We start from the raw sequence: 22,912 nt of genomic DNA, 5'->3' as shown, positions 1-22,912 counted from the left end.
CGCGAGGAGTGAGCCGGTGAGCGCGGGTCCGATCAGAAGTTACGACGGGCAGCAGGTGTCCGGTCCGGTGCAGGTGCGGTTGACCTCGGACCGGGTACGGCGGTGGGAGTTCGGGTCGGCGGCGTTCACCCGGCGTGGCTACGACCAGACCGGGGTGGACCGGTTCCGGTTGCAGGTGGCTGACGAGCTGGATCTGCTGGCCGCGCAGGTGGCGAACCTGCGGGCGGAGAACGAGCGGCTCAACGACCATCTGGAGCTGCACCGGCACGGGGTGATCCCGAGCACCGAGGCGGCGGTGGCGCCGGCGGCGAAGGAGGTCAACCTGTTGTCGGCGGCGCAGCGGGAGGCCGAGCAGATCATCGCGCAGGCCCACGACTACGCCCGCCGGGTCGCCGAGTACGCCCGTACGCAGTACGAGAGTTACATGCGGGCGGCGGCGGAGGAGGCGAAGCGGGAGGCCGAGCGGGCGGTGACGGAGTACCGCAGCGCGGCCGGGAGCGGCTTCGACGACTCGGTGGCGACGCGTGAGGCGTTGCGGATCTTCGGCGAGATGATGATCTCGCACATGCAGGCGGCGGCCCGGCACCTCGACGACGGCAGTGAGCAGTTGTCGCGCACGATGGAGCGGATCGCCCGGGAGTTGCCGCAGGGCGGCGGGGGCGCACCGCAGCCGGCGTTGTCCCGGCACCAGCGTTGAGCGGCGTCCCGGCCCGTGGATGATCGCGGGCCGGGACGTGCCCGCCGGGTCAGCCGGCGACGGCGGCGATCGCGTCGGCGATGGGTGTGTCTCCGCCGACCAGTTCCAGGGTGTGCCCGGCGGTGTCCGGGGCGTACAGCAGGGCGAGCAGTACCCGGGCCACGTCGGCGCGGCTGATCGCGCCGGGTTCGACGTGCCGGGCCAGGGTGATCCGGCCCGCGGGTTCGTCGTCGGTGAGGCGGCCGGGCCGCAGCACCGTCACGTCGAGGTCCCGGCCGGCGACGTCGTCCTCGGCGGCCTTCTTCGCGCGCAGGTACGCCGCCCACACGTCGTCGGTGCCCTCGGCGGGCGCGTTCTCGACGCCCATGGAGGAGACCAGCAGGTAGCGGCGTACCCCGGCGCGGACGGCGGCGTCGGCGAGCAGCACGGCGGCGCCGCGGTCGACGGTGTCCTTGCGGGCGGCGCCGCTGCCGGGTCCGGCGCCGGCGGCGAACACGACCGCGTCGGCACCGGCGAGGTGGGCGGCGAGGGTGTCGACGTCGGTGTGTTCCAGGTCGCACACGACGGGTTCGGCGCCGGCGGCGCGCAGCGCGGCTTCGTGGTCGGGGTTGCGGATCAGCCCGAGCGCGGTGTCTCCGCGTCCGGCGAGTTCCCGCTCCAGCAGTTTGGCGATCTTTCCGTGCCCTCCGGCGATGACGACGCGCATGGGCTCAACCTAGCCCGCCACGGCGGCCCTCGCCGGGCGACCGGCCTCGCCGATCATGAGGTCGGCGGTACGAAACGCCGGGCCTGAGCACCGCCGACCTCATGATCGACCGGGTGAAGGGGCGGGCAGGGGCGCGGCGAGGGACGATGGACGGGTGAGTGAGGCGTTCGAGGAGTTGACGCGGCTGGTGGCCGCCGGGGACGTGGTGGTGCTCAGCGGCGCGGGCCTGTCCACCGAGTCGGGCATCCCGGACTACCGGGGGCCCAGCGGCGCGGCGCGCCGGCACACCCCGATGACGTACCAGGAGTTCACCCGGGATCCGCTGGCGCGGCGGCGGTACTGGGCGCGCAGCCACCTGGGCTGGCGGACCATCGCCCGGGCGGCGCCCAACGACGGGCACCGGGCGGTGGCCCGGCTGCAGGGCGCCGGGCTGCTCGGCGGGATCATCACCCAGAACGTCGACGGGCTGCACACCGCCGCCGGCGCGACCGGGGTGATCGAGCTGCACGGCCGCCTCGACGAGGTGACGTGCCTGGACTGCGGCAACGCCACCGGCCGCGACGAGCTGCACCGGCGGCTGTCGGAGGCGAACCCGGGCTTCGACGCGCGGGCGGCCCGCGTCAACCCCGACGGTGACGTGGACCTGCCCGACGAGGCGGTGACCGGGTTCCGCACCGTCGACTGCGGGGTCTGCGGCACCGGCATGCTGAAACCGGACGTGGTGTTCTTCGGCGAGACGGTTCCCGCGCCCCGGGTGGCGGACTGTTTCGCGCTGGTCGAGCGGGCCCGGGCGCTGCTGGTGCTCGGGTCGTCGTTGACTGTCATGTCGGGGCGGCGGTTCGTGCTGCGCGCGGCCCGCCACGGCATCCCGGTGGCGATCGTCAACCGGGGCGCAACCCGCGGCGACGGGTACGCGGCGCTGCGCCTGGACGCACCGCTGGGCGTCACGCTGTGCGCGCTCGCCGACCGGGTGGCGGCGGCACCGGCGCCGGTGTGATCAACCCCCGGGACATGAGCCGGAAACACGCCCGCTGGTAGCGTTGGGGCTGCCGGTACCACCCACGTGGGAGAGACCGTCGACCCGACGGCGCCGAAGGGGCAGATTCTCCCCGGAACCTCTCAGGCAAAAGGACCACGTGGGCAGGCGCTGTGGAGCGCGTCAGCGCGACTCAGGGGGAGGCCGACCCGTCGACCTCGCCCCACCAAGGAGCGCAGCGCATGACCGCAGAGCAGTTCGCCGACCGGCACATCGGTCCCGGCCGCGACGACGAACGCCGGATGCTGGGCACAGTCGGTTACGACTCCGTCGACGAGCTGATGGACGCCGCGATCCCCGAGGTGATCCGCTGGCACGGCACCCTGGACCTGCCCGCCCCGGCCAGCGAGCGGGAGGCGATCGCCGAGCTGCGCGCCCTGGCCTGCCGCAACACCGTGGCCGTGTCCATGATCGGCCTGGGTTACCACGGCACGCACACCCCGGCGGTGATCCGCCGCAACGTGCTGGAGAACCCGGCCTGGTACACCGCGTACACGCCGTACCAGCCGGAGATCAGCCAGGGCCGGCTGGAGGCGCTGCTGAACTTCCAGACCATGGTCACCGACCTGACCGGTCTGGCCACGGCGAACGCCTCGATGCTCGACGAGGGCACCGCCGCGGCCGAGGCGATGACGCTGGCCCGCCGCGCGTCCAGGAGCAGGAGCCCGGTGTACGTGGTGGACGCCGACGCGCTGCCGCAGACCGTCGCGGTGATCGCCGGCCGCGCCGAGCCGCTCGGCATCGAGGTGCGCGTCGTCGACGTCGAGCGTGACGAGTTGCCGGCCGAGTTCTTCGGCCTGCACCTGCAGTATCCGGGCGCCTCCGGCGCGGTCCGTGACCACCGGGCGCTGGTCGAGGCGGCGCACGGCGTGGGCGCGCTGGTGACCGTCGCCGCGGACCTGCTGGCGTTGACGCTGCTGCGCCCGCCGGGCGAGATCGGCGCCGACATCGCCGCCGGCACCACGCAGCGTTTCGGCGTACCGATGGGCTTCGGCGGGCCGCACGCCGGTTACCTGGCGGTGCGCTCGGGCCTGGAGCGGATGCTGCCCGGCCGCCTCGTCGGGGTGTCCCGCGACGCCGACGGCAACCCGGCGTACCGGCTGGCGTTGCAGACCCGCGAGCAGCACATCCGCCGGGAGAAGGCCACCAGTAACATCTGCACCGCGCAGGTGCTCCTCGCGGTGATGGCCGGCATGTACGCCGTCTACCACGGCCCCGACGGGCTGCGCGCGATCGCCCGGCGTACCCACGAGGCGGCGGCGCGGCTCGCGGCCGGGCTGCGCGCCGGGGGCGTGCAGGTCGCGGACGTCGCGTTCTTCGACACCGTCACCGCGACCGTGCCGGGCCGCGCCGCCGACGTGGTGGCCGCCGCGGCCGAGCGCAACGTGAACCTGCGGCTGGTCGACGCCGACCGGGTCGGTGTGTCCTGCGACGAGACCACCACACCCGCGCACCTCGCCGCGGTGTGGGCGGCGTTCGGCGTCGGCGGGTTCGACGGCGACGCCGACGTGGCCCTGCCCGACGGGCTGGCCCGCACGTCGGACTTCCTCACCCACCCGGTGTTCCACAACCACCACTCGGAGACGGCGATGCTGCGCTACCTGCGCCGCCTGGCCGACTTCGACTACGCGCTGGACCGCGGCATGATCCCGCTGGGGTCGTGCACGATGAAGCTCAACGCCACCACCGAGATGGAAGCGATCACCTGGCCGGAGTTCGCGCACCTGCACCCGTTCGCGCCGGACGAGCAGACCGCCGGGTACCGGGAGCTGATCGCGCAGCTGGAGGGCTGGCTGGCCGAGGTCACCGGCTACGACGCGGTCAGCGTGCAACCCAACGCCGGTTCCCAGGGTGAGCTGGCCGGGCTGCTGGCGATCCGCGGCTACCACCGCGAGCGCGGCGAGGGCCACCGCGACGTGTGCCTGATCCCGTCGTCGGCGCACGGCACCAACGCCGCGTCGGCGGTGATGGCCGGCATGCGGGTGGTGGTGGTCGGCTGCGACGCCGACGGCAACGTCGACCTGATCGACCTCGACGCGAAGATCGACAAGCACCGGGACGTGCTCGCCGCGATCATGGTGACGTACCCGTCGACGCACGGCGTGTACGAGACCGGCATCGCCCAGCTGTGCGCGAAGGTCCACGACGCGGGCGGTCAGGTGTACGTCGACGGCGCGAACCTCAACGCGCTGGTCGGGTTCGCCAAGCCGGGCCGGTTCGGCGCGGACGTGTCGCACCTGAACCTGCACAAGACGTTCTGCATTCCGCACGGCGGCGGCGGCCCCGGTGTGGGCCCGGTGGCGGTGCGCTCGCACCTGGCGCCGTTCCTGCCCGGTGACCCCCTCGGTGCGCGCGCCGAGGGGCGGCCGGTGATCTCGGCGGCGAACCACGGGTCGGCGGGGATCCTGCCGATCCCGTGGGCGTACCTGCGGATGATGGGCGCCGACGGGCTGGCCCGCGCCACCGGCGTGGCGGTCCTGGCCGCGAACTACGTGGCGGCGCGGCTGCGGGGCCACTTCCCGGTGCTGTACGCCGGCAACAAGGGCCTGGTCGCGCACGAGTGCATCCTGGACCTGCGTCCGCTGACCAAGGCCACCGGTGTGAGCGTCGACGACGTGGCGAAGCGGCTGATCGACTACGGCTTCCACGCGCCGACGATGTCGTTCCCGGTGGCCGGGACGTTGATGGTGGAGCCGACGGAGAGCGAGGACCTGGCCGAGCTGGACCGCTTCTGCGACGCGATGATCGCGATCCGGGCGGAGATCGACAAGGTCGGCTCGGGGGAGTGGCCGGCCGGGGACAACCCGCTGGCCAACGCGCCGCACACCGCGGCGATGGTGTCCGCCGACCAGTGGCCGCACCCGTACCCGCGGTCGGTGGGCGCCTACCCGGCGGGTGTGGACCGGGCGGGCCGGTACTGGCCTCCGGTGCGGCGCGTCGACGGCGCGTACGGCGACCGGAACCTGGTCTGCTCGTGCCCCGCGCCGGAGGCGTTCGAGGACTGAGCGGCTGCCGCCGGGGCGGTGGGCTCCCGCCGCCCCGGCCGGTGTGCGCGCCAGTCCTGACCGGCGCGTACGCTCACTGACGCTGCGTGATCGCTCAGGCGACGAGGGCGTGGCGGGCCGGACCCCGGTGCGGGGCGATGGTGCGCCCGTCGGGGAGCAGCTCACCGGTGTCCTCGAAGACGATGACACCGTTGCAGAGCAGGCTCCAGCCTTGCTCAGGGAAGCAGGCGAGGACGCGGGCGGCCTCGCGGTCGGTCGCGTCGGCGGAGGGGCAGGTGGGCTGGTGCTGACACATCGGGTTCTCCGGACTGTGGGGGCACTGTGTCATGGTTCACATGACCAGTGACGCACAGTACCAAGGAAAACTGAGCGGCATCGAGCAAGGATGCGTCATGTTCACCCAGAATGGGCTGAACGGATGACCCGTCACGGCCCAGACGTCGTGGAAGCGCTCCCACAGGTGGAGGTCGATGCACCGGGTGCCCCGCCCGGATGCCGCCGCCGGCTCGTCGAGACCGCCCGGCTGCACTGGCGCATCGGCGACGGCGGCGACCCCGCCGACCTGGCACAACGCTTCCTCGCCGCACACGGCATCACCCGCGACGACCTGGCCCGCCCCGGCCGCCACGACCCCGGCGCCGCAGTGTGCGGCGCCGCGCTGTACCTGTCCGCCGCCGCCGGCGCCTACACCCTCGGCGTGCCGCCCGGCGCGCCGAGCCCCGCGCCGGCGCTGCCCGACCTGGCCGTGGTCGTCTACCACCACACCGGCCGCCCGGCGGCACCCCGGCCACCGGCGTCGGCCCCGTGGCGGCTCGGCGGCTGGCGCGACAGCTGGACCCCCGGCGCGCACGCCGCCGCCGTCGCCGCGGTCCGCGACGCCATCGCCCGCGGCGACGTCTACCAGGTCAACGTCGTCGGCCACGCCGCCGCCCGCTACACCGGCGACCCGCGCCCCGCGCTGGCCCGCCTCGCCGCACTGCCCGGCGCCCGCTACGGCGGCACCCTGCACGGCCCCGGCTGGACGCTCGGCTGCGCCTCCCCGGAAACCCTCATCGCCGTCGAGCACGGCCGGCTGATCACCCGCCCCATCAAAGGCACCCGCCCCGCCACCCCCGCCGGACACCGGGACCTGCTCGCCTCGGCCAAGGAACGCGCCGAACACGTCATGATCGTCGACCTGGAACGCAACGACCTGGCCCGCGTCGCCCGCACCGGCTCGGTACGCGTCGAAGAACTGTTCACCGTACGCCGCTGGTGTGACCTGTGGCAGGCGGAGTCCACCGTGTCGGCGGCGCCCGCCGACGGCCTAGGCCTGGCCGACCTGCTACGCGCGGTCTGCCCCGGCGGGTCGGTCACCGGCGCGCCCAAACACGCCGCCCTGACCCACGTCGCCGCCTTGGAGCCGGTCGGCCGCGGCGCGAGCATGGGCGCGCTCGGCTGGGTCGGACCCGACCGCCTCGACCTGGGCCTGACCATCCGCACCGCCGCCGCCGACGCGCACCTGCTGCACCTGTGGGCCGGGGGAGGCATCACCTGGGACAGCGACCCCGCCGCCGAGGTCGCCGAAGCAGCCGCCAAGGCCGCCCCGATCCGCGCCCTGCTCGCCGGCTGACGGGCTGCCCACCGCCCCCGGCCGCCCGCCTCCGGTTGCTCAGGCCACGGCGAACGCGTCCAGGGCGGCGACCACCCGCTCCCCGATACCGTGCCCGCCGCCGTGACCGCCGGACTCCACGATCTCCAGCCGCGCGTCCGGCCAGTCCCGGGTCAGCAGCCACGCGATGTCCGGCGGGCCGCTGACATCCAGCCGGCCCTGCACCAACACCCCCGGAACGCCCGCCAGCCGGCCCGCATCACGCAGCAGCTGACCGTCGGGCAGGAAACCCCGATTCGCGAAATAGTGCGTCACCAGCCGGGCGAACCCGTACCGGAACACCGGATCGGCGAACCGCGGATCCGGCGCATACCCGCCGGCGAGCGACACGTGCACGTCCTCCCAGTCGCACCAGTGGCGCGCCGCCCGGTCCCGCACCGCCGGGTCCGCATCGTCGAGCAGCCGCCCGTACGCGGCCGACAGGTCACCGTCCCGGTCGGCCTCCGGAACCCCGTCCCGGAACCGCGCCCACTCCTGCGGGAACACCCGGCCCATGTCCCGGGTCACCCACTCGATCTCCCGGCTGGTGTTGGCCACCACGCTGAACAGCACCAGCGCGCTCACCCGCCCCGGGTGCCGCTGCGCGTACGCCAACGCCAGCGACGACCCCCACGACGCGCCGCACAGCAGCCACCTGTCGACCCCCAGGTACGCGCGCAGCACCTCCATGTCGGCCAGCAGATGCCCGGTGGTGTTCACCGACAGGTCAGTCGCCGGATCCGACGCCGGGGGAGTGCTGCGCCCGCAGCCACGCTGGTCGAACAACACGATCCGGTACGCGGCCGGGTCGAACAGCCGACGCCACGACGCGCCCGCGCCCGAACCGGGCCCACCGTGCACCACCAGCGCCGGCCGCCCGTCCGGGTTGCCGCACGTCTCCCAGTACACGCGCTGCCCGTCCCCGACGTCCAGCATGCCGTGCGCGTACGGCTCGATCGGCGGATACATACGGCGGCCTCCCTGCGACGGTGTCCGCACACCCTACGAGCGTCACCGCCCCGGCGGGTGTCCACCCACGAGCGGTAAGCAACGGATAGCCTTCCGGACATGACTATGCGCCCCATCCGGATCATCGGCGACCCCGTGCTGCGCACCCCCAGCGAACCCGTCACCAGCTTCGACGCCGAACTGCGCGCCCTCGTCACCGACCTGATGGACACGCTGCTCGGCGCACCCGGCCGCGCCGGCGTCGCCGCACCCCAGATCGGCGTCAACACCCAGGTGTTCGTCTACGACGCCGACGGCCACCGCGGCCACCTGGTCAACCCCACCCTGGAGGTGTCCGACGAACTCCAGGACGACGAGGAAGGCTGCCTGTCCATCCCCGGCCTGTACTTCCCGACCCCCCGCGCGCTGCACGCCACCGCACACGGCTACGACCAGCACGGCGAACCGCTCACCATCACCGGCAGCGGCTTCCTCGCCCGCGCCCTGCAACACGAAACCGACCACCTGCGCGGACGCCTCTACGTCGACACCCTGCGCGGCGACACCCGCCGACAGGCCCTGCGCGAGATCCGCGCCGGCCGGTTCGACTCACCCAGCCGCGACCGATGACGTCAACGCGCACTCGGTGAACCCGGCCACCCGGGAGAACCCCAGCCGCTCGTACAACCGCACCGCCGCCGCGTTGTCCGCCCGCACGTTCAACGTCACATGATCCACCGACGCGCGCAGCCGGGCGCACAACGCCGCCACCACACCCGCACCCAGACCACGACCCCGCACCTGCGGATGCGTCGTCACGTTCCCCACCGCCGCCACCCGCCACCGCGGCGAGAACACATGCACCCCCGCCACCGCCACCAACCGGCCACGCTCCCGCACCCCCACGTACTGGCCCGTCTCCAGCATCCGCGCGTCGAACCAGTTCCCCGGATACGCCACCGCGTACAACCCGGAAAGCTCCGCCGCGTCCGCCGGCCCCAACGGCTCACCCACCACCGGCACCGTCGCCAACCGGCCCGGCTCCGTCAACGCCATCCGGTGATGCGCCGCCGCCTCCGACACCACGAACCAGCGGCCCAGCGCCGCCTCCAGACCCGGGGACAGGTGCGCCCACATCCGCGCCGGCAACACCGGCGCCGCCTCCACCAGCAACCCCGCCAACTCCGGCACCCGATCCGGCGCCGCGAACGCCAGCAACGTCGGCAACTCCACCCCGTGATACAGCAACACCACCTGATCGCCACGCCGGAACCACGACGTGTACGGCCAGAAAAAATCGTCCAGATCACCCAACTGGTACGCGTGCAACACCGGATCCCGGCCCAGCAGACCCGCCAGCACCGCCCGGTCGTGCTCCGCCCGCACCGCCACCGCGATCAGCCCGCCATCCACTGGTCGTAACCCAACCGGGCCACCAGCGCCAGCACCACCACCAGCAGCACCACCCGCACGAACCCGGCACCCCGCCGCAACGCCATCCGCGCACCCACCGCCGCCCCCGCCACGTTGCACACCGCCATCGCCGCACCAAGCGCCCACCACACGTGCCCGGTCAACCCGAACACCACCAGCGCACCCAGATTCGTACCCGCGTTCACGACCTTCGCCATCGCCGACGCGTGCACGAAATCCGAACCCAGAAGCGCAGTGAACGCCAGCACCAGGAACGTGCCCGTACCAGGCCCGATCAACCCGTCGTACAAAGCGATACCCAGACCGGCCACCGCCACCGCCACCACCACCCGCACCGGCGACCGCCGCTGCGGCGACGCCACCACACCCAGCGACGGCCGCGCCAGCACGAACACCGCCACCGCCACCAGCACCACCAGCACCACCGGCCGGTACGCGCTACCCGGCACCGCACCCGCCAACGCCGCACCCAACCCCGCCGTCAGCACCGCCAACCCCGCCGCCGGCCCCGCCACCGCCCAGTCCAGCTTCGTCCGCCGCGCATACGTCACCGCCGCCGTCGACGTACCGAAGATCGCCGCCAGCTTGTTCGTGCCCAACGCCGTCGCCACCGGCACACCCGGCGCCGCCACCAGCAACGCCGGCAACAACAACAGACCGCCGCCACCCACCACCGCGTCCACCCACCCGGCCAGAAGGGCAGCGGTCAGCAACGTCGTCAACGACAGGGCATCCACCGCCGCATTCTGCCCACGCCGCCACCAGCGACGAGACCACCTGTGGCCAGCCTCACCGCCCCCGGCGACGCCGCAACCACACCCCGACCGACCCCACCGCCACGAACACCAGCATCGAACAGCACAACAGTCTCAGCACCCGGCAAGACTCCCACGACGACGTAGGGTGTCCAGGTGCGCCTGGCCACCTTCAACCTGCTGCACGGCCGATCCCTCACCGACGGACTCGTCGACCCCGACCGGCTCAGCGCCGCCGTCACCGACCTCGACGCCGACATCCTCGCCCTCCAGGAAGTCGACCGAGACCAGACCCGCAGCGGCAAACTCGACCTCACCGCAGTGGCCGCCCGCGCCCTGCACGCCGACCACCACCGCTTCGCCGCCGCCGTCGTCGGCACCCCCGGCGAACAGTTCCGCCCCCTCACCCACGACGACGACGGCCACGGCGAACCCCTCTACGGCATCGGCCTGATCAGCCGCCACCCCGTTCGCTCCTGGCAGGTCACCCGCCTGCGCGCCGCCCCCGTCCGCTCACCCATCTACGCACCCGGCCCCGGCGGCGGACTCGTCCTGCTCCGCGACGAACCCCGCGTCGTGCTCGCCGCCGTCCTCGACACCCCCCACGGCCCCCTCACCGTCGCCGCCACCCACCTGTCCTTCGTCCCCGGCTGGAACATCTGGCAACTACGCCGCGTCGTCCGCGTCCTGCGCACCCTGCCCGCACCCCGGATCCTGCTCGGCGACCTCAACCTGCCCGCCGGACCCGCCGCCGCACTCACCCGCTGGCAACCCCTCGCGCGGCGCCCCACCTACCCGGCCGGGCAACCCCGCCTCCAACTCGACCACATCCTCGCCGACCGCCACGCACTCGACCAGCTACCACCCGTCACCGCCGTACACACGCCACTGGCCACCATCTCCGACCACCGGCCCCTCGTCGTCGACCTCGGCTGACACTCAAGCCAGACCGCACTGCCGCCACGCCGCCCGCACCGCGTTGCGGAACAACATCGCTACCGTCGTCGGACCCACCCCACCCACACGCGGCGTGATCGCACCCGCCACCTGCGCGCACGACTCGTCCACATCCGGCAGCAACCGCCGCCCCTCGTACCGCACCCCACCACCGACCACCACGGCACCCGGACGCACATGCTCCGGCCGCACGATCCCCGGCACCCCCGCCGCCGCCACCAGGATCTCCGCCCGCCGCGTGTACCGCGGCCAGTCCGCCACCCCCGTGTGCACCACGGTCACCGCCGCGTTCGCCGTCGGCCGCTTCTGCGCCAGCAACATCGCCAGCGGCCGCCCCAACGTCGCACCCCGGCCCAGGATCACCACCTCCCGGCCCGCCACCGGCACACCGTGAAACGCCAGCAACGCCTCGATCCCCGCCGGCGTACACGGCAACGGACCCGGCAACCCCAACGCCAGCCGGCCCATGTTCACCGGATGCATCCCGTCCACGTCCTTGTCCGGATCCAGCTCCGCCAACGCCCGGTCGTAGTCCAGGTGACCCGGAACCGGATACTGCACCAGCACCCCGTGCACCGACTTGTCCGCGTTGAGATCCGCCAGCACCGCATGCAGATCCGCCTGCGACGCCGACGCCGGCAGATGCACGTGCGGCGACACGAAACCCAGCTCCGCCGCCTGCCGCTGCTTGATCCGGATATAACCCGCGCTCGCGTCGTCGTCACCCACCAGCACCGTCGCCAACGCCGGCGTCACCCCCGCCGCACGCAACTGGACCACCGACGCGGCGACCTCCGACAACACCTGCTCCGCCACCGGCGCACCCGGCAACAACCGTGCAGAAGACATACGACACCTCGCCCGCGGAGGCCCAGGCGGTCGACCCCCACGACGAGCTCCCTGATGGTTCACCCATCCCCGTGCCGCCAGTCGCGTTCCCCCTCAGCCTGCCACAGCCTCCGCCGCCACCGCATCCACCACCGCCTGCCACTCCGGCAACGCCGCCAGCAAACCGTCCGCCCGCCGCCGCCGATCCGCAGACGACGCCACACCCAGATCCGCCAGCACCGCCCCGAACGCCCGCTCCCGCTCCGGCGCCACCGCACCCGACACCACAAGACACCGCGCGTACGTCACCAACACCCAGAACATCGCCTCCCGATGCCGGCCCGCCCCGACCAGCTCAGCCGCACCGTCGAACACCACCGGACGCCCCGCGGCGCTCAGGTCCGCCCCGAACGCGAACCCCTCCCGCGGCAACCGAGACACCTCGTCGAACAGCACCGCCAACCCGGCCAGATGCTCCCGCACCCGCGCCGCGTCCACGCCCGCCCCGCCGCCGTCGAGCGTGTCCAGCAACCCCGCGTACCGATCCGCCAACCCGAACCGCGACAACACCCGCTCCGCCCGCACGTACCGCCGCCGCACCGTCGGATCCACCAGACCCGCCACCGCCGGCCACACCGCCAGCAACGACGTCGGAAACACCCACGCCAGCACCTGCTCCGCCACCGGCGCCGAACCGCCGACCGCCCGCAACCCGGCCTCGATCCGCCGCCGCACCCCCGCGCACCGCGCCCGCACCCACACCGGATCCGCGAACCCCGCCGCCACCCGCTCGCGCACCGCGGCCAGCCGGCCCGACGGATCCGCGATCACCCCATCGGTACGGAACATCGGCGCGAACACCCACGACCCCAGCACGTCCTCCGGGCCGCCCAACTCCTCCCACGTGACAGTGCTGACCTCCAGCAGCACCCCCCGGTGCACGAACTTGCCCACCTTCACACCGGGCTCCCGGCGCACCAGCAACACGTCCACGTCCGACCACACCGGCAGCACCGCCTCGTCCGGCAACCCCACAGTCGACCCGCTGAACAACGCCCCCTCGATCGACGGATCGACGCGCATCCGCTCCCGCACCCACCCGACCGCCACCGTCCGCGCCGCACCAACCCGCATCCCGCCGATCCTGCCAGCCCGGCAACGCCCACGCCCGCCCGCATTGACACGGAAGGTTGTCGATCGGACACAGAACGTGGAACATCGATACAAGTGACTGTCGTCAAATCGTGTGGGGCGATGCAATGGCGGGCTACTATCCGATCCTCAAAGGCCGAAAAGCCGAATTCCGGGCCCTCGACCACATCGCGGATGAGTTGGTGCCGCACATCCTCCCGATCTTCGACGTGCCACCGTCCGACCAGGGTTCGATCAAGGCCGCCTCCGCCTTCAGCCAGCGCGCGCAGGAATCCATCCCACGCGACATGGCCATCGCTGTCGACGTGCGTCACCTCCCGGAGCCCACCACCGGTACCCGCCGACCCCTTCAGGACATCGCCGACGACCTGCACCGATGGGGGATCCCCGCCCTGCCCGTCGCCCACCTGCACGACACCCCCGCACAACTGGCGGACGTCCGTGACGCCGCCGCCCCGTACGGCGGCGTCATACGGCTCCCCGCCGACCACACCGAACCGGACGCCGCCGAAACCGGCGCCCGACTGAGTCACGTTCTGTCCGCCACCGAACTGCATCCCGAGGACTGCATCCTCATCCTCGACGTCGCTGAGGTGCCCTCCGACCGGGACCTCACCAGCGCCGAACCCTTGGTCCGTAAACACCTCGCATGGGCTCGGCGCCATCCCTGGAAGACAGTCGTCGTCGCCGCGGGTGCCATGCCCGCGAACATCTCCCACGTGCCGGCCCACACAGCCACCCCGCTGCGCCGGAGGGACTTCGATCTCTGGAAGCGGCTACAGGAGCACGACATCCAGTTCGCCGACTACGGGATCACCTGTCCCCGCATGAGCTCCGGAACCCGCGGGCCGGCACCGAACCTCCGCTACACCCACCACGACGCCTGGTGGGCCTACCGAGCCACGCGCGACGGCAACGGCAACATCGGCATCTACGACATCTGCAAGGCCCTTGTGTCCGCCGACCACTGGCCAGCCGCCGGACGGCACTTCTCCTGGGGCGACGAACAGATCGCCCTGCGCGCCGCATGCCATGCCGGGCCCGGCGTCGCCACGGATTGGATCGCTTGGGGAACGTCACACCACCTGGCGTACGTCGCCGCTCAACTCGGCCTGACCCCTACTGCTTGAGAAACCCCGACAACGCCCGGTTGGTGCGGTTCGCCGCCACCGCCGCCCGCTGCTGACCCGCCGTCACCTCGATGTACGTCTGCGACGACGCCAACGACGCGTGCCCCAGCAATCGCATGATCTCCGCCGCGCTCGCCCCGTCCTCCGCCAGCCGCGTCGCGAACGTGTGCCGCAACGCGTGCAACCGCGCACCCCGCGGCACCCGGTCACCGATGCCCGCCCGCCGGTAACACGACTCGACCAGGTACTGCAGACCACCCCGCCGCAACGGCTCACCCTGACGGTCCACCAGGAACGGCGCGTCCGGCCGCACGCTGCGCGACCCGAACCGGTGCCGCCGGCTGTCCAGATAACCGGCCAGCACCCGGTCCACGGCGTCCTCGATCGGCACCGTACGCGGCCGCCCGCCCTTTCCCGCCACGTCCACCCGCCGCTCGCCGGCGCGCCCGGCCACCGACGACACCCGCAGCGCCAGCAGTTCCGACAGCCGCAACCCCGCGCACAACGCCAGTGCCAGCACCGCCAGGTCGCGCTCCGGCCACGGATCACGCTGCCGGCCCTCCGCGCGCGCCACCGCCGCCAGCAGTTCCTCCGGGGTGTCCTCGCCCCGCAGCGGCTTGGGCCGGGGGAGAGGCGTGCGGGGCCGGCCCACCGCAGGCATCGGATTTCCCGGTACGACGCCCTCGGCGACCAGGAACGTGAAGAAGCTGTTCCACGTCGACCAGGCGCGATGGACCGACGCGGCGGCGCGGGGAGCGGCGAACCGCGCGAACGCCGCGCGCATCACGCGGGGGGAGAGGGCACTGACCGCCAGCCGGTCCAGGGGGAGGGGAGTGGCGTCACTGTCCGCCGCCACCAGCTCGGCCACTGTGGTCAGATCCCTCCGGTACGCGGCCAGGGTGTGCGGTGAGGGCTTACGGGTGGCCCGGGCGGTCAGAAACTCCTCGATGAGAGTCCTCACCGTTTCGTCCGGTTTGTCATGCATAAGGGATATTATGCATGATTTTCGCGTTCCCGCCAGGAGGCCCACTTCGGGGGAGCGCGGGCGATCAAGGCGATGATCAACTCCATCTCGCCGAGACGGCGGTATCCGCAGCCCTCCGATGCAGCCACCTCGGCGAACCGGCGGCAGCTCCGGGCGATCATGAGGTTGACCGGGAGTGCTGTCCAATTTGTCGCCGTCAACTTCATGATCGGCGGACGGTGGATGGAGCGAGGTGGGGTTCAGGCGATTGGTGCCTGCCGGCGGGCAACGCCGGGCGATGTCGTGTCTGTCGGTGCGAGGCGGCTGGCGGCGGACGGCGAGCTCACTGTCGGTGCCAGCGCTCGCCAGGGGTGCGCTAATCGACCCGCCTGCACCCGAAGGCCTGCCGAAGCGGTCACCTGCTCGCGCGAGCGCTCGGGGAGGTCCCGTCTCCGGGTTACTTGACATAATGTACATTATCGAATCACCGCCAGAGGCGCTCAGGCAGGCTGCGGGTCGCGGTGCTCGGCCTCGCCGGCCTCCACGTCATCGACGGACCGCAGATCCGGCATGTCACGCACAGCCGGCGCGAGGGCCGCCACGCCGGCGAGCGCCAGCATGACGGCGGCGAAGCTGCCGAACACCATCGGGGCCGGCACCCGGTCGATCAGCAGGCCGGACAACGCCGGGCCGAACGGCGCCACGACCAGCGCGATGAAGCTGGTGGCGGCGTTCGCCCTCCCCTGGAGCTCGCCGGGGGTCAACAGCGTCTGCAGGGTCAGCATGCTGATGTTCGCCGCCGGTACGACCAGGACGCAGGCGCCGGCCAGCGCGCCCAGCGCCAGTCCGTTGTCGGTGGTGGCCATGGCGGCGGTCAACACGCCGCAGGCCCAGATGACCGCGAGGATCAGCCAGCGGGTGGGTACCCGGGCGGTCAGCCAGGACGCGACGAGCGACCCGGCGACGGCGCCGAGCCCGACGCACGCCATGACGGTTCCGGCGGACAGGCCGGAGGCCCCGTTGCGGACCGGCACGACGATGATCGCCAGCAGCACACCGGCGAACGCGAAGTTCAGGACGGCGCCGCTGAGCAGCGTGAACCGCAGTGCGGGGTGCCGCCACAGGAACCGTACGCCGGCGACCGCCTGCCGGGGCAGGGACTCCCCCGGCTGGGTCAGGGTCCGGCCGAGCGGGCCGCGCAGCAGGGCCACGGCGACCAGGGATACGGCGTACGAGATCGCGTCGACGAGGAACGGCAGGGCCGGGGCGAGGCCGAACAGGAAGCCGCCGAACGGTGGGCCGGCCAGGTGGACGACGCCGTTGCGGGTCTCGTTGAACACGGTGGCCGTACGCAGGTCGCGGGCCGCAACGACGGCGCGGGTGGCCGCCGCGGCGGCGGGTTGCAGCGCGGCGCCGAGGCCGGCGGTGGCGGCGGCGAGGAGCGCGATCAGCAGGACGGGCGCGTCTCCGATGAGGGCGAGGACGGTGACGCCGGTGACGGCGAGGAGCGCGCCGCCGTCGCAGCAGAGCATGAGGATGCGCCGGTCGCGGCGGTCGGCGAGCAGGCCGGCGGGCAGGAGTACGAGGACGAGGGCCATGCCTTCGGCGAAGGCGACGAGGCCGGCGTCGGTGGCGGAACCGGTCGTCATCAGGACGAGCAGCGGTGTGGCGACGGCGGTGACCTGGGTGCCGAGTTTCGAGGCGGTGCGGGCGACGGTGATCAGGAGGAAGTCGCGGTTGTGTCGCAGGCCGGTGGGCGGCATGAGGGCTCCGTGGGCGTGGTGGCGGGCGGGAGGTCGGCTCCACCGGGTGGGTAGACGACGGACCCGGGCGGGCGGGGGGCCGCCCGCCCGGGTCGCCAGGCGGATCAGGTGTGGCCGGGGCCGGTGGCCCTGTCGCCACTGCCGTCTCAGCCGTTGCAGCAGGCGATGCTGATGCTGCTGGACTGCGGCGGGACCGCGTGGCGGGTGCCGTTCTGCGTGGCCATGGCCTGCAGGTTGAGGAGCTTCGTCATGGGGGTTCACCTCCTTCGTGGGTGTGGTGGTCGGGCCTCCGGTGTGTCCCGGAGGGCCGTCGGTGGGTGCCGACGGGGTCTGTGGGTGCCGGCTGGTTCAGCTCGCGGCGAGGAGGTGGCCGGTGGTCGCGACGTGGGTGGGTGCGTCGAGGAAGGGCAGTGTGACTCCGGTGTGGTGCAGCGCGGCGTGCATGGCGGAGAGGATTCCGGCGCCGCCGGCGGCGAGGTCGGTGGAGATGCGCAGCAGGGTGTCGCCGGGGAAGGCGAGGTGGCCGTCGAGGGCGTACGCGTGCCAGGCGAGCCGGGCCAGGTGTGCGGGGTGGCGGCGGGTCGCGGCGTCGCGGACGAGGCTGACGGGACGGTTCGGGGTGGGGTGGGGCGGTTCGTCGGCGAGGAGTGCGGCGGTGGCGAGCAGTCCGGCGCGGCCGTGGAAGAGGCCGGGCAGGAGGACGAACTCGACGTCGACGGTGCGGCGGACGGTGGTGACGATGTCGCGCAGCCAGGGGCGTTCGCCGTGGTGGAGCAGTGTGTGTGCGGCGACGGCGATGCCGGCGCTGCCTTCGTCGAGGTAGAACAGTCGTCGTGCGCCGTCGCGTACGTGGAGGTTGCCGTTGTCGTCGCGGACGGTGTGTTCGAGGTCGCGGCGGACGGCGGTGCGGGCGGCGTGCAGCCAGGCGGGGTCGCCGGTGGCTTCGTGGAGCCGGGTGAGGAAGACCGCGGGGCCGGACCAGCCGCGGAGCAGGCCGGGGCGTGCGGGTTCGGGTACGGGGTGTCTGGTGTCGCCGGTGAGGGTGCGGGTGAGCCGGTCACCGATGCGCAGGGCGTCGTCGGGGGCGGGAGTGCCGGTGCGGAGCAGGGCGAGTCCGATGCCGGCGAGGCCGCTGTGCAGGCCGGGGCCGTGTTGGTCGTGGAGGCCGGTGCGACATCGGTCGAGGAGTTCCGCGGCGTCGTCGTGGCGTCCGGTGCGGTGCAGCAGCGCGGCGATGCCGGCCAGGCCGTCGTAGAGGCCGAGGTGGGTGGCGGGTAGGCGTTGTGCGGCGCGGACGAGCCAGTCGAGGTGTTCGTCGCGTTCGGGGTAGTGGGTGCCGGTGCTGACCAGTGCCCAGATGACGCCGGCGGCGCCGTGCGCGAGGGTGGCGCCGCCGTGCGGGAACTGTCCGGGGTCGCCGGGGAAGAGCCGGTCGGTGCGGTGTGGGGTGGCGGTGGCGCGGATTCCGGCGGCGAGTGATTCGAGCAGCGGGGTGTGGTCGGCGGTGTGGCCGGTGGGCCATGGGAAGCGGGTGACGCGGGTGACGCGGGTGTGCTCGGAGGCAGCGGTGCGGGCGGGCGTGGCGTGTGCGGTGTGCAGGTCGTCCTGGATGCGGTCGAGGTATCCGGCGGGCAGGGGGAACCGTCGGGCGGCGGTGACGAGGTCGTGGAACTTCTCGTCGGTCAGTGCGGTGAGTTGGGTGATCGGTATGAAGACGGCGAGTCGGAGGCAGGCCAGCGCGTATTCGTCGACGGCCGGGCCGCGGCGTATCCGCGGGGTGGCGAAGCCGGGGTCGCCGAGTGACGGGGTGAAGTCCTCGTCGGCCAGGTACGCCTGTTCGAAGTCGACGAGGACGATCCGGCCGTCGGGCCGGATCATGACGTTGGCGGTGTGCAGGTCGCCGAAGACCACTCCCCTGGCGTGTATCTGGGCCATTGCCGTCTCGACGCGGTCGATGACGTCGAGCGCCCAGGTGGTGTAGTCGGCGAGGTCCTGGTCGGTGGGGTCGGGGTGGATCAGGGGGTGCCGCATGGCCAGGTGGTGTTGGAGGGTGTCGCCCTCGACGAACTCCTCGACCAGGAATTCGTGTTCCCACCAGGTGAGGCGGTCGAGCAGTCGTGGTACGCAGTCGAGGCCGGTGAGGCGCCGCAGCATGTCCTCCTCGCGGCGCAGGCGGGTGAGGGCGTCTGTTCCTGCTCCGTCGAGCCCGGCCAGCGGCCGGGCTTCGCGCAGGACGACGGTGCGGCCGTCGCGCAGGTCGGTGGCGCGGTAGACGCCGCCGGCGTTTGAGTGGTGCAGGGCCTCGTCGATGCGGTAGGGCGGGTCGTCGGCGGTCTGCGCGTCCACTGCCGCGATGTGTTCGGCGACGAAGTCGGGTACGGGGGCCCAGTCGGGCACGGTGAAGACGGGTTCGCGCCGGTCGGGGACGAGGACTCCGTCGGGGCGTACGACGGCGGGGACGGGTTCGTCGCCGTCGACGCACCAGAGTTCGGCGAATCCGCCGTAGCGCAGGTAGAGGGGTCCGTCGTGCCAGCGCAGGTCACTGAGGACGTATGGGCCGCGGTAGCCGGCCAGCCGGGTGCCGAGGTCGTCGAGGATGCGGCGCAGGGCGGTGTCGTCGGCCGGGTACAGGGCGGCGAGTTTTCCGCTGCCGGCGCGGTGGGCGTACTTCTCGTTGTTGACCAGGGCGAGTCGCCGGCTGCGCTGGAACTTGAAGGCGACCCGGTGGCGTACGCAGTGGTCGCGTACCAGGTCGAGTACGTCGGCGGCGTCGTCGAGGCCCACTGACACGTGCACCTTCCAGCCCTGCTGCGGCAGCTGCGTGTGGGTGGGGTGCCACATGACCCAGCCGCCGTGCTCGGCGATGCGCCATCCGTCGGGCGGGGTCTGGCCGGCCAGCGGGAACCGGTTCGCCGTGTCGGCGACGTACGCCGGTGAGTCGACGTGGATCGGGTCGGCGATCAGGAAGGCACCGGGCGTGGGCATGGCGAACCTCGCGGCCGTGACGGGTGGGATGGGTGTCCGGGGTGTTCGGTGTGTGGCTGCCGTCGTCCGGACTGGTTCCATCGTGGTCGTAGCCGGCCGGTTCCGGCGTCCGGCCGTGGGGCGAGGTTCGGTGTCCGCCCCGGTCCGGTCCGGGGTGCCGGGGGGTCCGTCCGGAAGGTGACACCGGATGTCACCCGGTACGGGGACGTCCGCCGGGCCTGGTGTCGGCCAGAATTCGTCGCGTACGCGGGTCGTCCGCCCGCATCTTTCTGTTCTCTGGAGGTCCTTGATGGAGACCGAGGTCCAGTCGCCGCCGACGGTGTTGTTCCTGCAGGCGCAGCGGCCGGCGGGTTGGGTGACGGTGGCGCGTGGGGTTGCGCTGGACGGCCGGCGGTGTCTGCTGCGGACGGTGGGTGCGGGCCGGCCGCGCTCGGGTGACGCGGTGCGTCTGGTGGGGGTGACCGGTCCGGACGCGCGGTCGCTCACTGTGGCCGAGGTGTCGGTGCTGCACCGTGACCCGGCGGACCTGCTGATGGTGTCCCTCGCCGGTGAGACGGTTCCCGGTGGGTACGGCACCGACGCGTCGGCGGTGCGCCGGGTGCTGGCGTTGCTCGCCGACGACGGGGACCGGCGGTGGCGGGTGGCCGCGGACGCCGCCGGTGGCGTGGTGTCGCCGGTCGTGCTGGCCGCCGCGGGCCGGCCGGGTGTGCCGGTGACCACGCACCGGGTGAGCGCGGCGACGCCGGATGGTGGAGGTGACGACGACGGCTCTCCGCTGTCGTGGACGTGCCGGTTGTTCGGGATCGGCTGCCCCGCCGAAGACTCCTAGCCCGCCGATGACCACGGTGACCGGTGCGGTGGCGCCGTCTGCCCCGGCGCGGGCTGCGAGATGGTGGCGTCACGATCTTCTGCTGCTGCCGGTGCTGTGCCTGCTCGACCTGTTCACGGCTTCGTCGGTGGTGATTCAGAGTGAGCCGGTGGGCCCGGTCCGGCAGTGGGTGCAGGTGCTCGCCGCGGTGCTGTCGATCGGTGCCCTGTGGTGGCGGGCCCGCGCACCGGTAGCCGTCTTCGGGTTCCAGTGTGCCCACGGTGTGGCGATGTGGTTCCTGGTGCACGACTACCGGCCGTGGGTGGGCCTGATCGTCGCCCTGTACACGGTGGCGGCGTTGCGGCCGCTCGTGGTGTCGGCGGTGGCGTTCGCGGCGGCGTGCGCGCGTAGTCTGCTCAGCGCGCTCGACTCGTTCCGGGTGGAGCCGAACCCGGGTGCGCGGGCCGGGGAGTTCGTGGTCACCGCGCTGATGTTCGCGCTGATCTACGCGGCCGCGTGGGCGGCCGGGTCGGTGGTGCGGCGGCATCGGCGGCGGGTGGCCGATCTGGAACGGGAGCGGCGTCTGGCCCGGGCCGAGGCGGTGGCGTTGGAGCGTCGCCGGATCGCCGCCGAGCTGCACGACGTGGTGTCCCACTCGGTGACCGTGATGGTTCTGCAGGCCGCCGGTGCCGCGCGGATCAGCGCTTCCGACCCGGAGCGCACCCGGGAGGCGTTGCTGCACATTCAGCAGGCGGGGCAGCAGGCGATGGCGGAGCTGCGCCGGCTGCTGGCGGTCATGCGGGCCGAGTCGGGTCCGGCGGCCGGCGGTGAGCCGGGCCCGCAGCCGCGGCTGGACGACATCGAGGTGCTGCTGACGTCGATGCGGTGCGCGGGGCTGACGGTGACGATGTCGGTGTCCGGCAGCCCCAGGCCGCTGGATCCGAGTATCGAGCTGGCGGCGTACCGGACGGTGCAGGAGAGCTTGACGAACACGCTGAAGCACGTCGGGCGGCGTGCCTGCGCGACTGTGCATTTCGGGTGGCAGGAGCGGGTGGTGTTGCTGCGTGTCGACGACGACGGCACGGGCGGTGACCCGGGCGGCGCGGCGGCGGGGCTGTCGACCGGCAACGGGCTGGTCAGCCTCGCCGAACGGCTGGAACGCGTCGGTGGCCGCCTGGTCGCCGGGCCGCGTCCCGAGGGCGGGTTCCGGGTGAGCGCGACGCTGCCGGTCGCGCAGCGCGGCGACGTCGTGGCGGTGCCGGGTGACGGCGGGGTGCCGGCTGTCGGGTGAACGCGTGTCCGTTGGGCGACATCAGGCTGGCCGGCGACGCCGGCACCGATGATCATGTGGTGGGGCCGTGGTCACGGCCGCCGACGACGGGAGCCTTCATGATCAGGGTGCTGCTCGCCGACGATCAGCCGCTCGTGCGGGCGGGACTCGCGATGCTGCTGACGAACGAGCCGGACATCGAGGTCGTCGCCGAGGCCGGCGATGGAGCGCAGGCCGTGGAACTCGGTCGCCGGCTGCGCCCGGACGTGGTGCTCATGGACGTGCGGATGCCCGGCACCGACGGCCTGGCCGCGACGAGGCTGATGGCCGAGGAGAAGCTGATCGGTGACGCCGACCGGCCGGTGCGGATCATCATGTTGACGACCTACCACGTGGACGAGGCGGTGCATGCCGCGCTGCGGGCGGGCGCCTCCGGTTTCGTGCTGAAGGACGCCGCGCCCGAGGAACTGGTGTCGGCCATCCGGGCGGTGTCCGCCGGAGAGGCGTGGCTGGATCCCGCTGTGGCCCGGCGGCTGCTCGACGACCTCGCCGCCCGGCCCGACCCGGGGCTGCCCACACCGGTGCAGATGCGCGGGCTCACGCCGAGGGAGCGCGAGGTGCTGGTGCTCATGGCGTACGGGATGTCGAACCGGGAGATCGCCGAGCATCTCGTGCTCGGTGACGCGACGGTCAAGACCCACGTCAGCCGGGTCCTGACGAAGCTGGGGATGCGGGACCGGACGCACGCGGTGGTGGCCGCGTACCAGTGCGGGCTGGTGGAGCCCGGGACGGCGCCGCCGGCCCGGATGGCCGGCTTGTCCCGCTGAGGCCCGCGGCGCGGCCG

The 22,912-nt window shown here is 72.9% G+C and carries 20 protein-coding genes and 2 riboswitches; of the genes, 10 read left to right on the top strand and 10 right to left on the bottom strand.

Annotated features, from left to right (window positions below; all coding sequences use genetic code 11):
• The first annotated feature begins 16 nt into the window (after positions 1-16).
• On the top strand, positions 17-697 hold the full coding sequence (locus GA0070215_RS07445; RefSeq protein WP_091043246.1) for a DivIVA domain-containing protein: 681 nt from the start codon (positions 17-19) through the stop codon (positions 695-697).
• A gap of 49 nt (positions 698-746) precedes the next feature.
• Here GA0070215_RS07445 and GA0070215_RS07440 read toward each other — a convergent pair whose 3' ends face one another.
• Positions 747-1,403: an NAD(P)H-binding protein gene (locus tag GA0070215_RS07440; RefSeq protein WP_091043243.1), complete on the bottom strand. Its 657-nt coding sequence runs from the start codon at positions 1,401-1,403 to the stop codon at positions 747-749.
• A gap of 154 nt (positions 1,404-1,557) precedes the next feature.
• Between GA0070215_RS07440 and GA0070215_RS07435 the strand changes: the two genes are divergently transcribed.
• Positions 1,558-2,400: an NAD-dependent protein deacetylase gene (locus tag GA0070215_RS07435; RefSeq protein ID WP_018784295.1), complete on the top strand. Its 843-nt coding sequence runs from the start codon at positions 1,558-1,560 to the stop codon at positions 2,398-2,400.
• A 57-nt stretch (positions 2,401-2,457) separates the two neighbouring features.
• Positions 2,458-2,548, top strand: a riboswitch (glycine riboswitch).
• A gap of 73 nt (positions 2,549-2,621) precedes the next feature.
• Entirely contained in the window at positions 2,622-5,444 is a 2,823-nt protein-coding gene (gcvP, locus tag GA0070215_RS07430) for an aminomethyl-transferring glycine dehydrogenase (protein ID WP_091043239.1), read from the top strand.
• A 94-nt stretch (positions 5,445-5,538) separates the two neighbouring features.
• On the opposite strand, the gene GA0070215_RS07425 is transcribed toward gcvP, so the two are convergent.
• Positions 5,539-5,739 (bottom strand): DUF5999 family protein, encoded by a 201-nt coding sequence (locus GA0070215_RS07425; protein WP_013286363.1) that lies wholly within the window; start codon positions 5,737-5,739, stop codon positions 5,539-5,541.
• 123 nt (positions 5,740-5,862) lie between these two features.
• On the opposite strand from GA0070215_RS07425, the gene GA0070215_RS07420 reads away from it, so the two are divergent.
• The gene (locus GA0070215_RS07420; protein WP_091043236.1) at positions 5,863-7,056 is read left to right on the top strand and encodes a chorismate-binding protein; all 1,194 of its coding nucleotides are present in this window, start codon (positions 5,863-5,865) and stop codon (positions 7,054-7,056) included.
• Positions 7,057-7,095: 39 nt separating this feature from the next.
• On the opposite strand, the gene pip is transcribed toward GA0070215_RS07420, so the two are convergent.
• Positions 7,096-8,043: a prolyl aminopeptidase gene (pip, locus tag GA0070215_RS07415; protein WP_091043233.1), complete on the bottom strand. Its 948-nt coding sequence runs from the start codon at positions 8,041-8,043 to the stop codon at positions 7,096-7,098.
• 99 nt (positions 8,044-8,142) lie between these two features.
• Here pip and def point away from each other — a divergent pair, with 99 nt between their 5' ends.
• Positions 8,143-8,652: a peptide deformylase gene (def, locus tag GA0070215_RS07410; RefSeq protein WP_026267618.1), complete on the top strand. Its 510-nt coding sequence runs from the start codon at positions 8,143-8,145 to the stop codon at positions 8,650-8,652.
• On the opposite strand, the gene GA0070215_RS07405 is transcribed toward def, so the two are convergent.
• Positions 8,632-9,435 (bottom strand): GNAT family N-acetyltransferase, encoded by an 804-nt coding sequence (locus tag GA0070215_RS07405; protein ID WP_091043230.1) that lies wholly within the window; start codon positions 9,433-9,435, stop codon positions 8,632-8,634. The genes def and GA0070215_RS07405 overlap by 21 nt on opposite strands.
• A complete protein-coding gene (locus GA0070215_RS07400; protein ID WP_196806660.1) occupies positions 9,420-10,193 on the bottom strand; it encodes a sulfite exporter TauE/SafE family protein in 774 nt (257 codons plus the stop codon). Before GA0070215_RS07400 ends, GA0070215_RS07405 begins: the two co-directional genes overlap by 16 nt.
• A 174-nt stretch (positions 10,194-10,367) precedes the next feature.
• On the opposite strand from GA0070215_RS07400, the gene GA0070215_RS07395 reads away from it, so the two are divergent.
• Entirely contained in the window at positions 10,368-11,147 is a 780-nt protein-coding gene (locus tag GA0070215_RS07395; protein ID WP_018784302.1) for an endonuclease/exonuclease/phosphatase family protein, read from the top strand.
• Positions 11,148-11,150: 3 nt separating this feature from the next.
• Here GA0070215_RS07395 and GA0070215_RS07390 read toward each other — a convergent pair whose 3' ends face one another.
• The gene (locus GA0070215_RS07390; RefSeq protein WP_026267620.1) at positions 11,151-12,017 is read right to left on the bottom strand and encodes a bifunctional 5,10-methylenetetrahydrofolate dehydrogenase/5,10-methenyltetrahydrofolate cyclohydrolase; all 867 of its coding nucleotides are present in this window, start codon (positions 12,015-12,017) and stop codon (positions 11,151-11,153) included.
• Positions 12,018-12,030: 13 nt separating this feature from the next.
• Positions 12,031-12,112: riboswitch (ZMP/ZTP riboswitch) on the bottom strand.
• Positions 12,111-13,130, bottom strand: a complete 1,020-nt coding sequence (locus GA0070215_RS07385; RefSeq protein WP_091043227.1) for a hypothetical protein — start codon at positions 13,128-13,130, stop codon at positions 12,111-12,113. (Overlaps the previous riboswitch by 2 nt.)
• Before the next feature lie 125 nt (positions 13,131-13,255).
• Between GA0070215_RS07385 and GA0070215_RS07380 the strand changes: the two genes are divergently transcribed.
• A complete protein-coding gene (locus GA0070215_RS07380) occupies positions 13,256-14,278 on the top strand; it encodes a beta family protein (RefSeq protein WP_091043223.1) in 1,023 nt (340 codons plus the stop codon).
• Here GA0070215_RS07380 and GA0070215_RS07375 read toward each other — a convergent pair.
• The 3 genes from GA0070215_RS07375 to lanKC form a co-directional block, all read right to left on the bottom strand.
• Positions 14,268-15,263 (bottom strand): tyrosine-type recombinase/integrase, encoded by a 996-nt coding sequence (locus tag GA0070215_RS07375; RefSeq protein ID WP_091043220.1) that lies wholly within the window; start codon positions 15,261-15,263, stop codon positions 14,268-14,270. The genes GA0070215_RS07380 and GA0070215_RS07375 overlap by 11 nt on opposite strands.
• A gap of 479 nt (positions 15,264-15,742) precedes the next feature.
• Positions 15,743-17,005 carry an MFS transporter gene (locus GA0070215_RS07370; RefSeq protein WP_091043217.1) on the bottom strand — a complete coding sequence of 421 codons (1,263 nt, stop codon included), beginning with the start codon at positions 17,003-17,005 and terminating at the stop codon, positions 15,743-15,745.
• A 348-nt stretch (positions 17,006-17,353) separates the two neighbouring features.
• The gene (lanKC, locus tag GA0070215_RS07365; protein ID WP_167361492.1) at positions 17,354-19,990 is read right to left on the bottom strand and encodes a class III lanthionine synthetase LanKC; all 2,637 of its coding nucleotides are present in this window, start codon (positions 19,988-19,990) and stop codon (positions 17,354-17,356) included.
• Positions 19,991-20,279: 289 nt separating this feature from the next.
• Here lanKC and GA0070215_RS07360 point away from each other — a divergent pair, with 289 nt between their 5' ends.
• From GA0070215_RS07360 to GA0070215_RS07350, 3 genes are all read left to right on the top strand, one after another.
• Entirely contained in the window at positions 20,280-20,819 is a 540-nt protein-coding gene (locus GA0070215_RS07360; protein ID WP_091043209.1) for a hypothetical protein, read from the top strand.
• Between the two features lie 7 nt (positions 20,820-20,826).
• Positions 20,827-22,089, top strand: a complete 1,263-nt coding sequence (locus GA0070215_RS07355) for a sensor histidine kinase (RefSeq protein WP_167361491.1) — start codon at positions 20,827-20,829, stop codon at positions 22,087-22,089.
• Between the two features lie 98 nt (positions 22,090-22,187).
• Positions 22,188-22,895: a response regulator gene (locus GA0070215_RS07350; RefSeq protein ID WP_155945483.1), complete on the top strand. Its 708-nt coding sequence runs from the start codon at positions 22,188-22,190 to the stop codon at positions 22,893-22,895.
• The last annotated feature ends 17 nt before the right edge of the window (positions 22,896-22,912 follow it).

Origin of the sequence: Micromonospora marina, assembly GCF_900091565.1 — a bacterium.
Classification (GTDB): Bacteria; Actinomycetota; Actinomycetes; order Mycobacteriales; family Micromonosporaceae; genus Micromonospora; species Micromonospora marina.
This window is presented reverse-complemented; position numbering and strand designations above follow the sequence as displayed.

Coding starts and splice junctions, on each gene's coding strand:
- GA0070215_RS07440 (WP_091043243.1), bottom strand. CDS start 1,403: ATGCGCGTCGTCATCGCCGGAGGGCACGGAAAGATCGCCAAACTGCTG.
- gcvP (WP_091043239.1), top strand. CDS start 2,622: ATGACCGCAGAGCAGTTCGCCGACCGGCACATCGGTCCCGGCCGCGAC.
- GA0070215_RS07425 (WP_013286363.1), bottom strand. CDS start 5,739: ATGTGTCAGCACCAGCCCACCTGCCCCTCCGCCGACGCGACCGACCGC.
- GA0070215_RS07420 (WP_091043236.1), top strand. CDS start 5,863: ATGACCCGTCACGGCCCAGACGTCGTGGAAGCGCTCCCACAGGTGGAG.
- pip (WP_091043233.1), bottom strand. CDS start 8,043: ATGTATCCGCCGATCGAGCCGTACGCGCACGGCATGCTGGACGTCGGG.
- def (WP_026267618.1), top strand. CDS start 8,143: ATGACTATGCGCCCCATCCGGATCATCGGCGACCCCGTGCTGCGCACC.
- GA0070215_RS07390 (WP_026267620.1), bottom strand. CDS start 12,017: ATGTCTTCTGCACGGTTGTTGCCGGGTGCGCCGGTGGCGGAGCAGGTG.
- GA0070215_RS07385 (WP_091043227.1), bottom strand. CDS start 13,130: ATGCGGGTTGGTGCGGCGCGGACGGTGGCGGTCGGGTGGGTGCGGGAG.
- GA0070215_RS07380 (WP_091043223.1), top strand. CDS start 13,256: ATGGCGGGCTACTATCCGATCCTCAAAGGCCGAAAAGCCGAATTCCGG.
- GA0070215_RS07375 (WP_091043220.1), bottom strand. CDS start 15,263: ATGCATGACAAACCGGACGAAACGGTGAGGACTCTCATCGAGGAGTTT.
- GA0070215_RS07370 (WP_091043217.1), bottom strand. CDS start 17,005: ATGCCGCCCACCGGCCTGCGACACAACCGCGACTTCCTCCTGATCACC.
- lanKC (WP_167361492.1), bottom strand. CDS start 19,990: ATGCCCACGCCCGGTGCCTTCCTGATCGCCGACCCGATCCACGTCGAC.
- GA0070215_RS07360 (WP_091043209.1), top strand. CDS start 20,280: ATGGAGACCGAGGTCCAGTCGCCGCCGACGGTGTTGTTCCTGCAGGCG.
- GA0070215_RS07355 (WP_167361491.1), top strand. CDS start 20,827: ATGACCACGGTGACCGGTGCGGTGGCGCCGTCTGCCCCGGCGCGGGCT.
- GA0070215_RS07350 (WP_155945483.1), top strand. CDS start 22,188: ATGATCAGGGTGCTGCTCGCCGACGATCAGCCGCTCGTGCGGGCGGGA.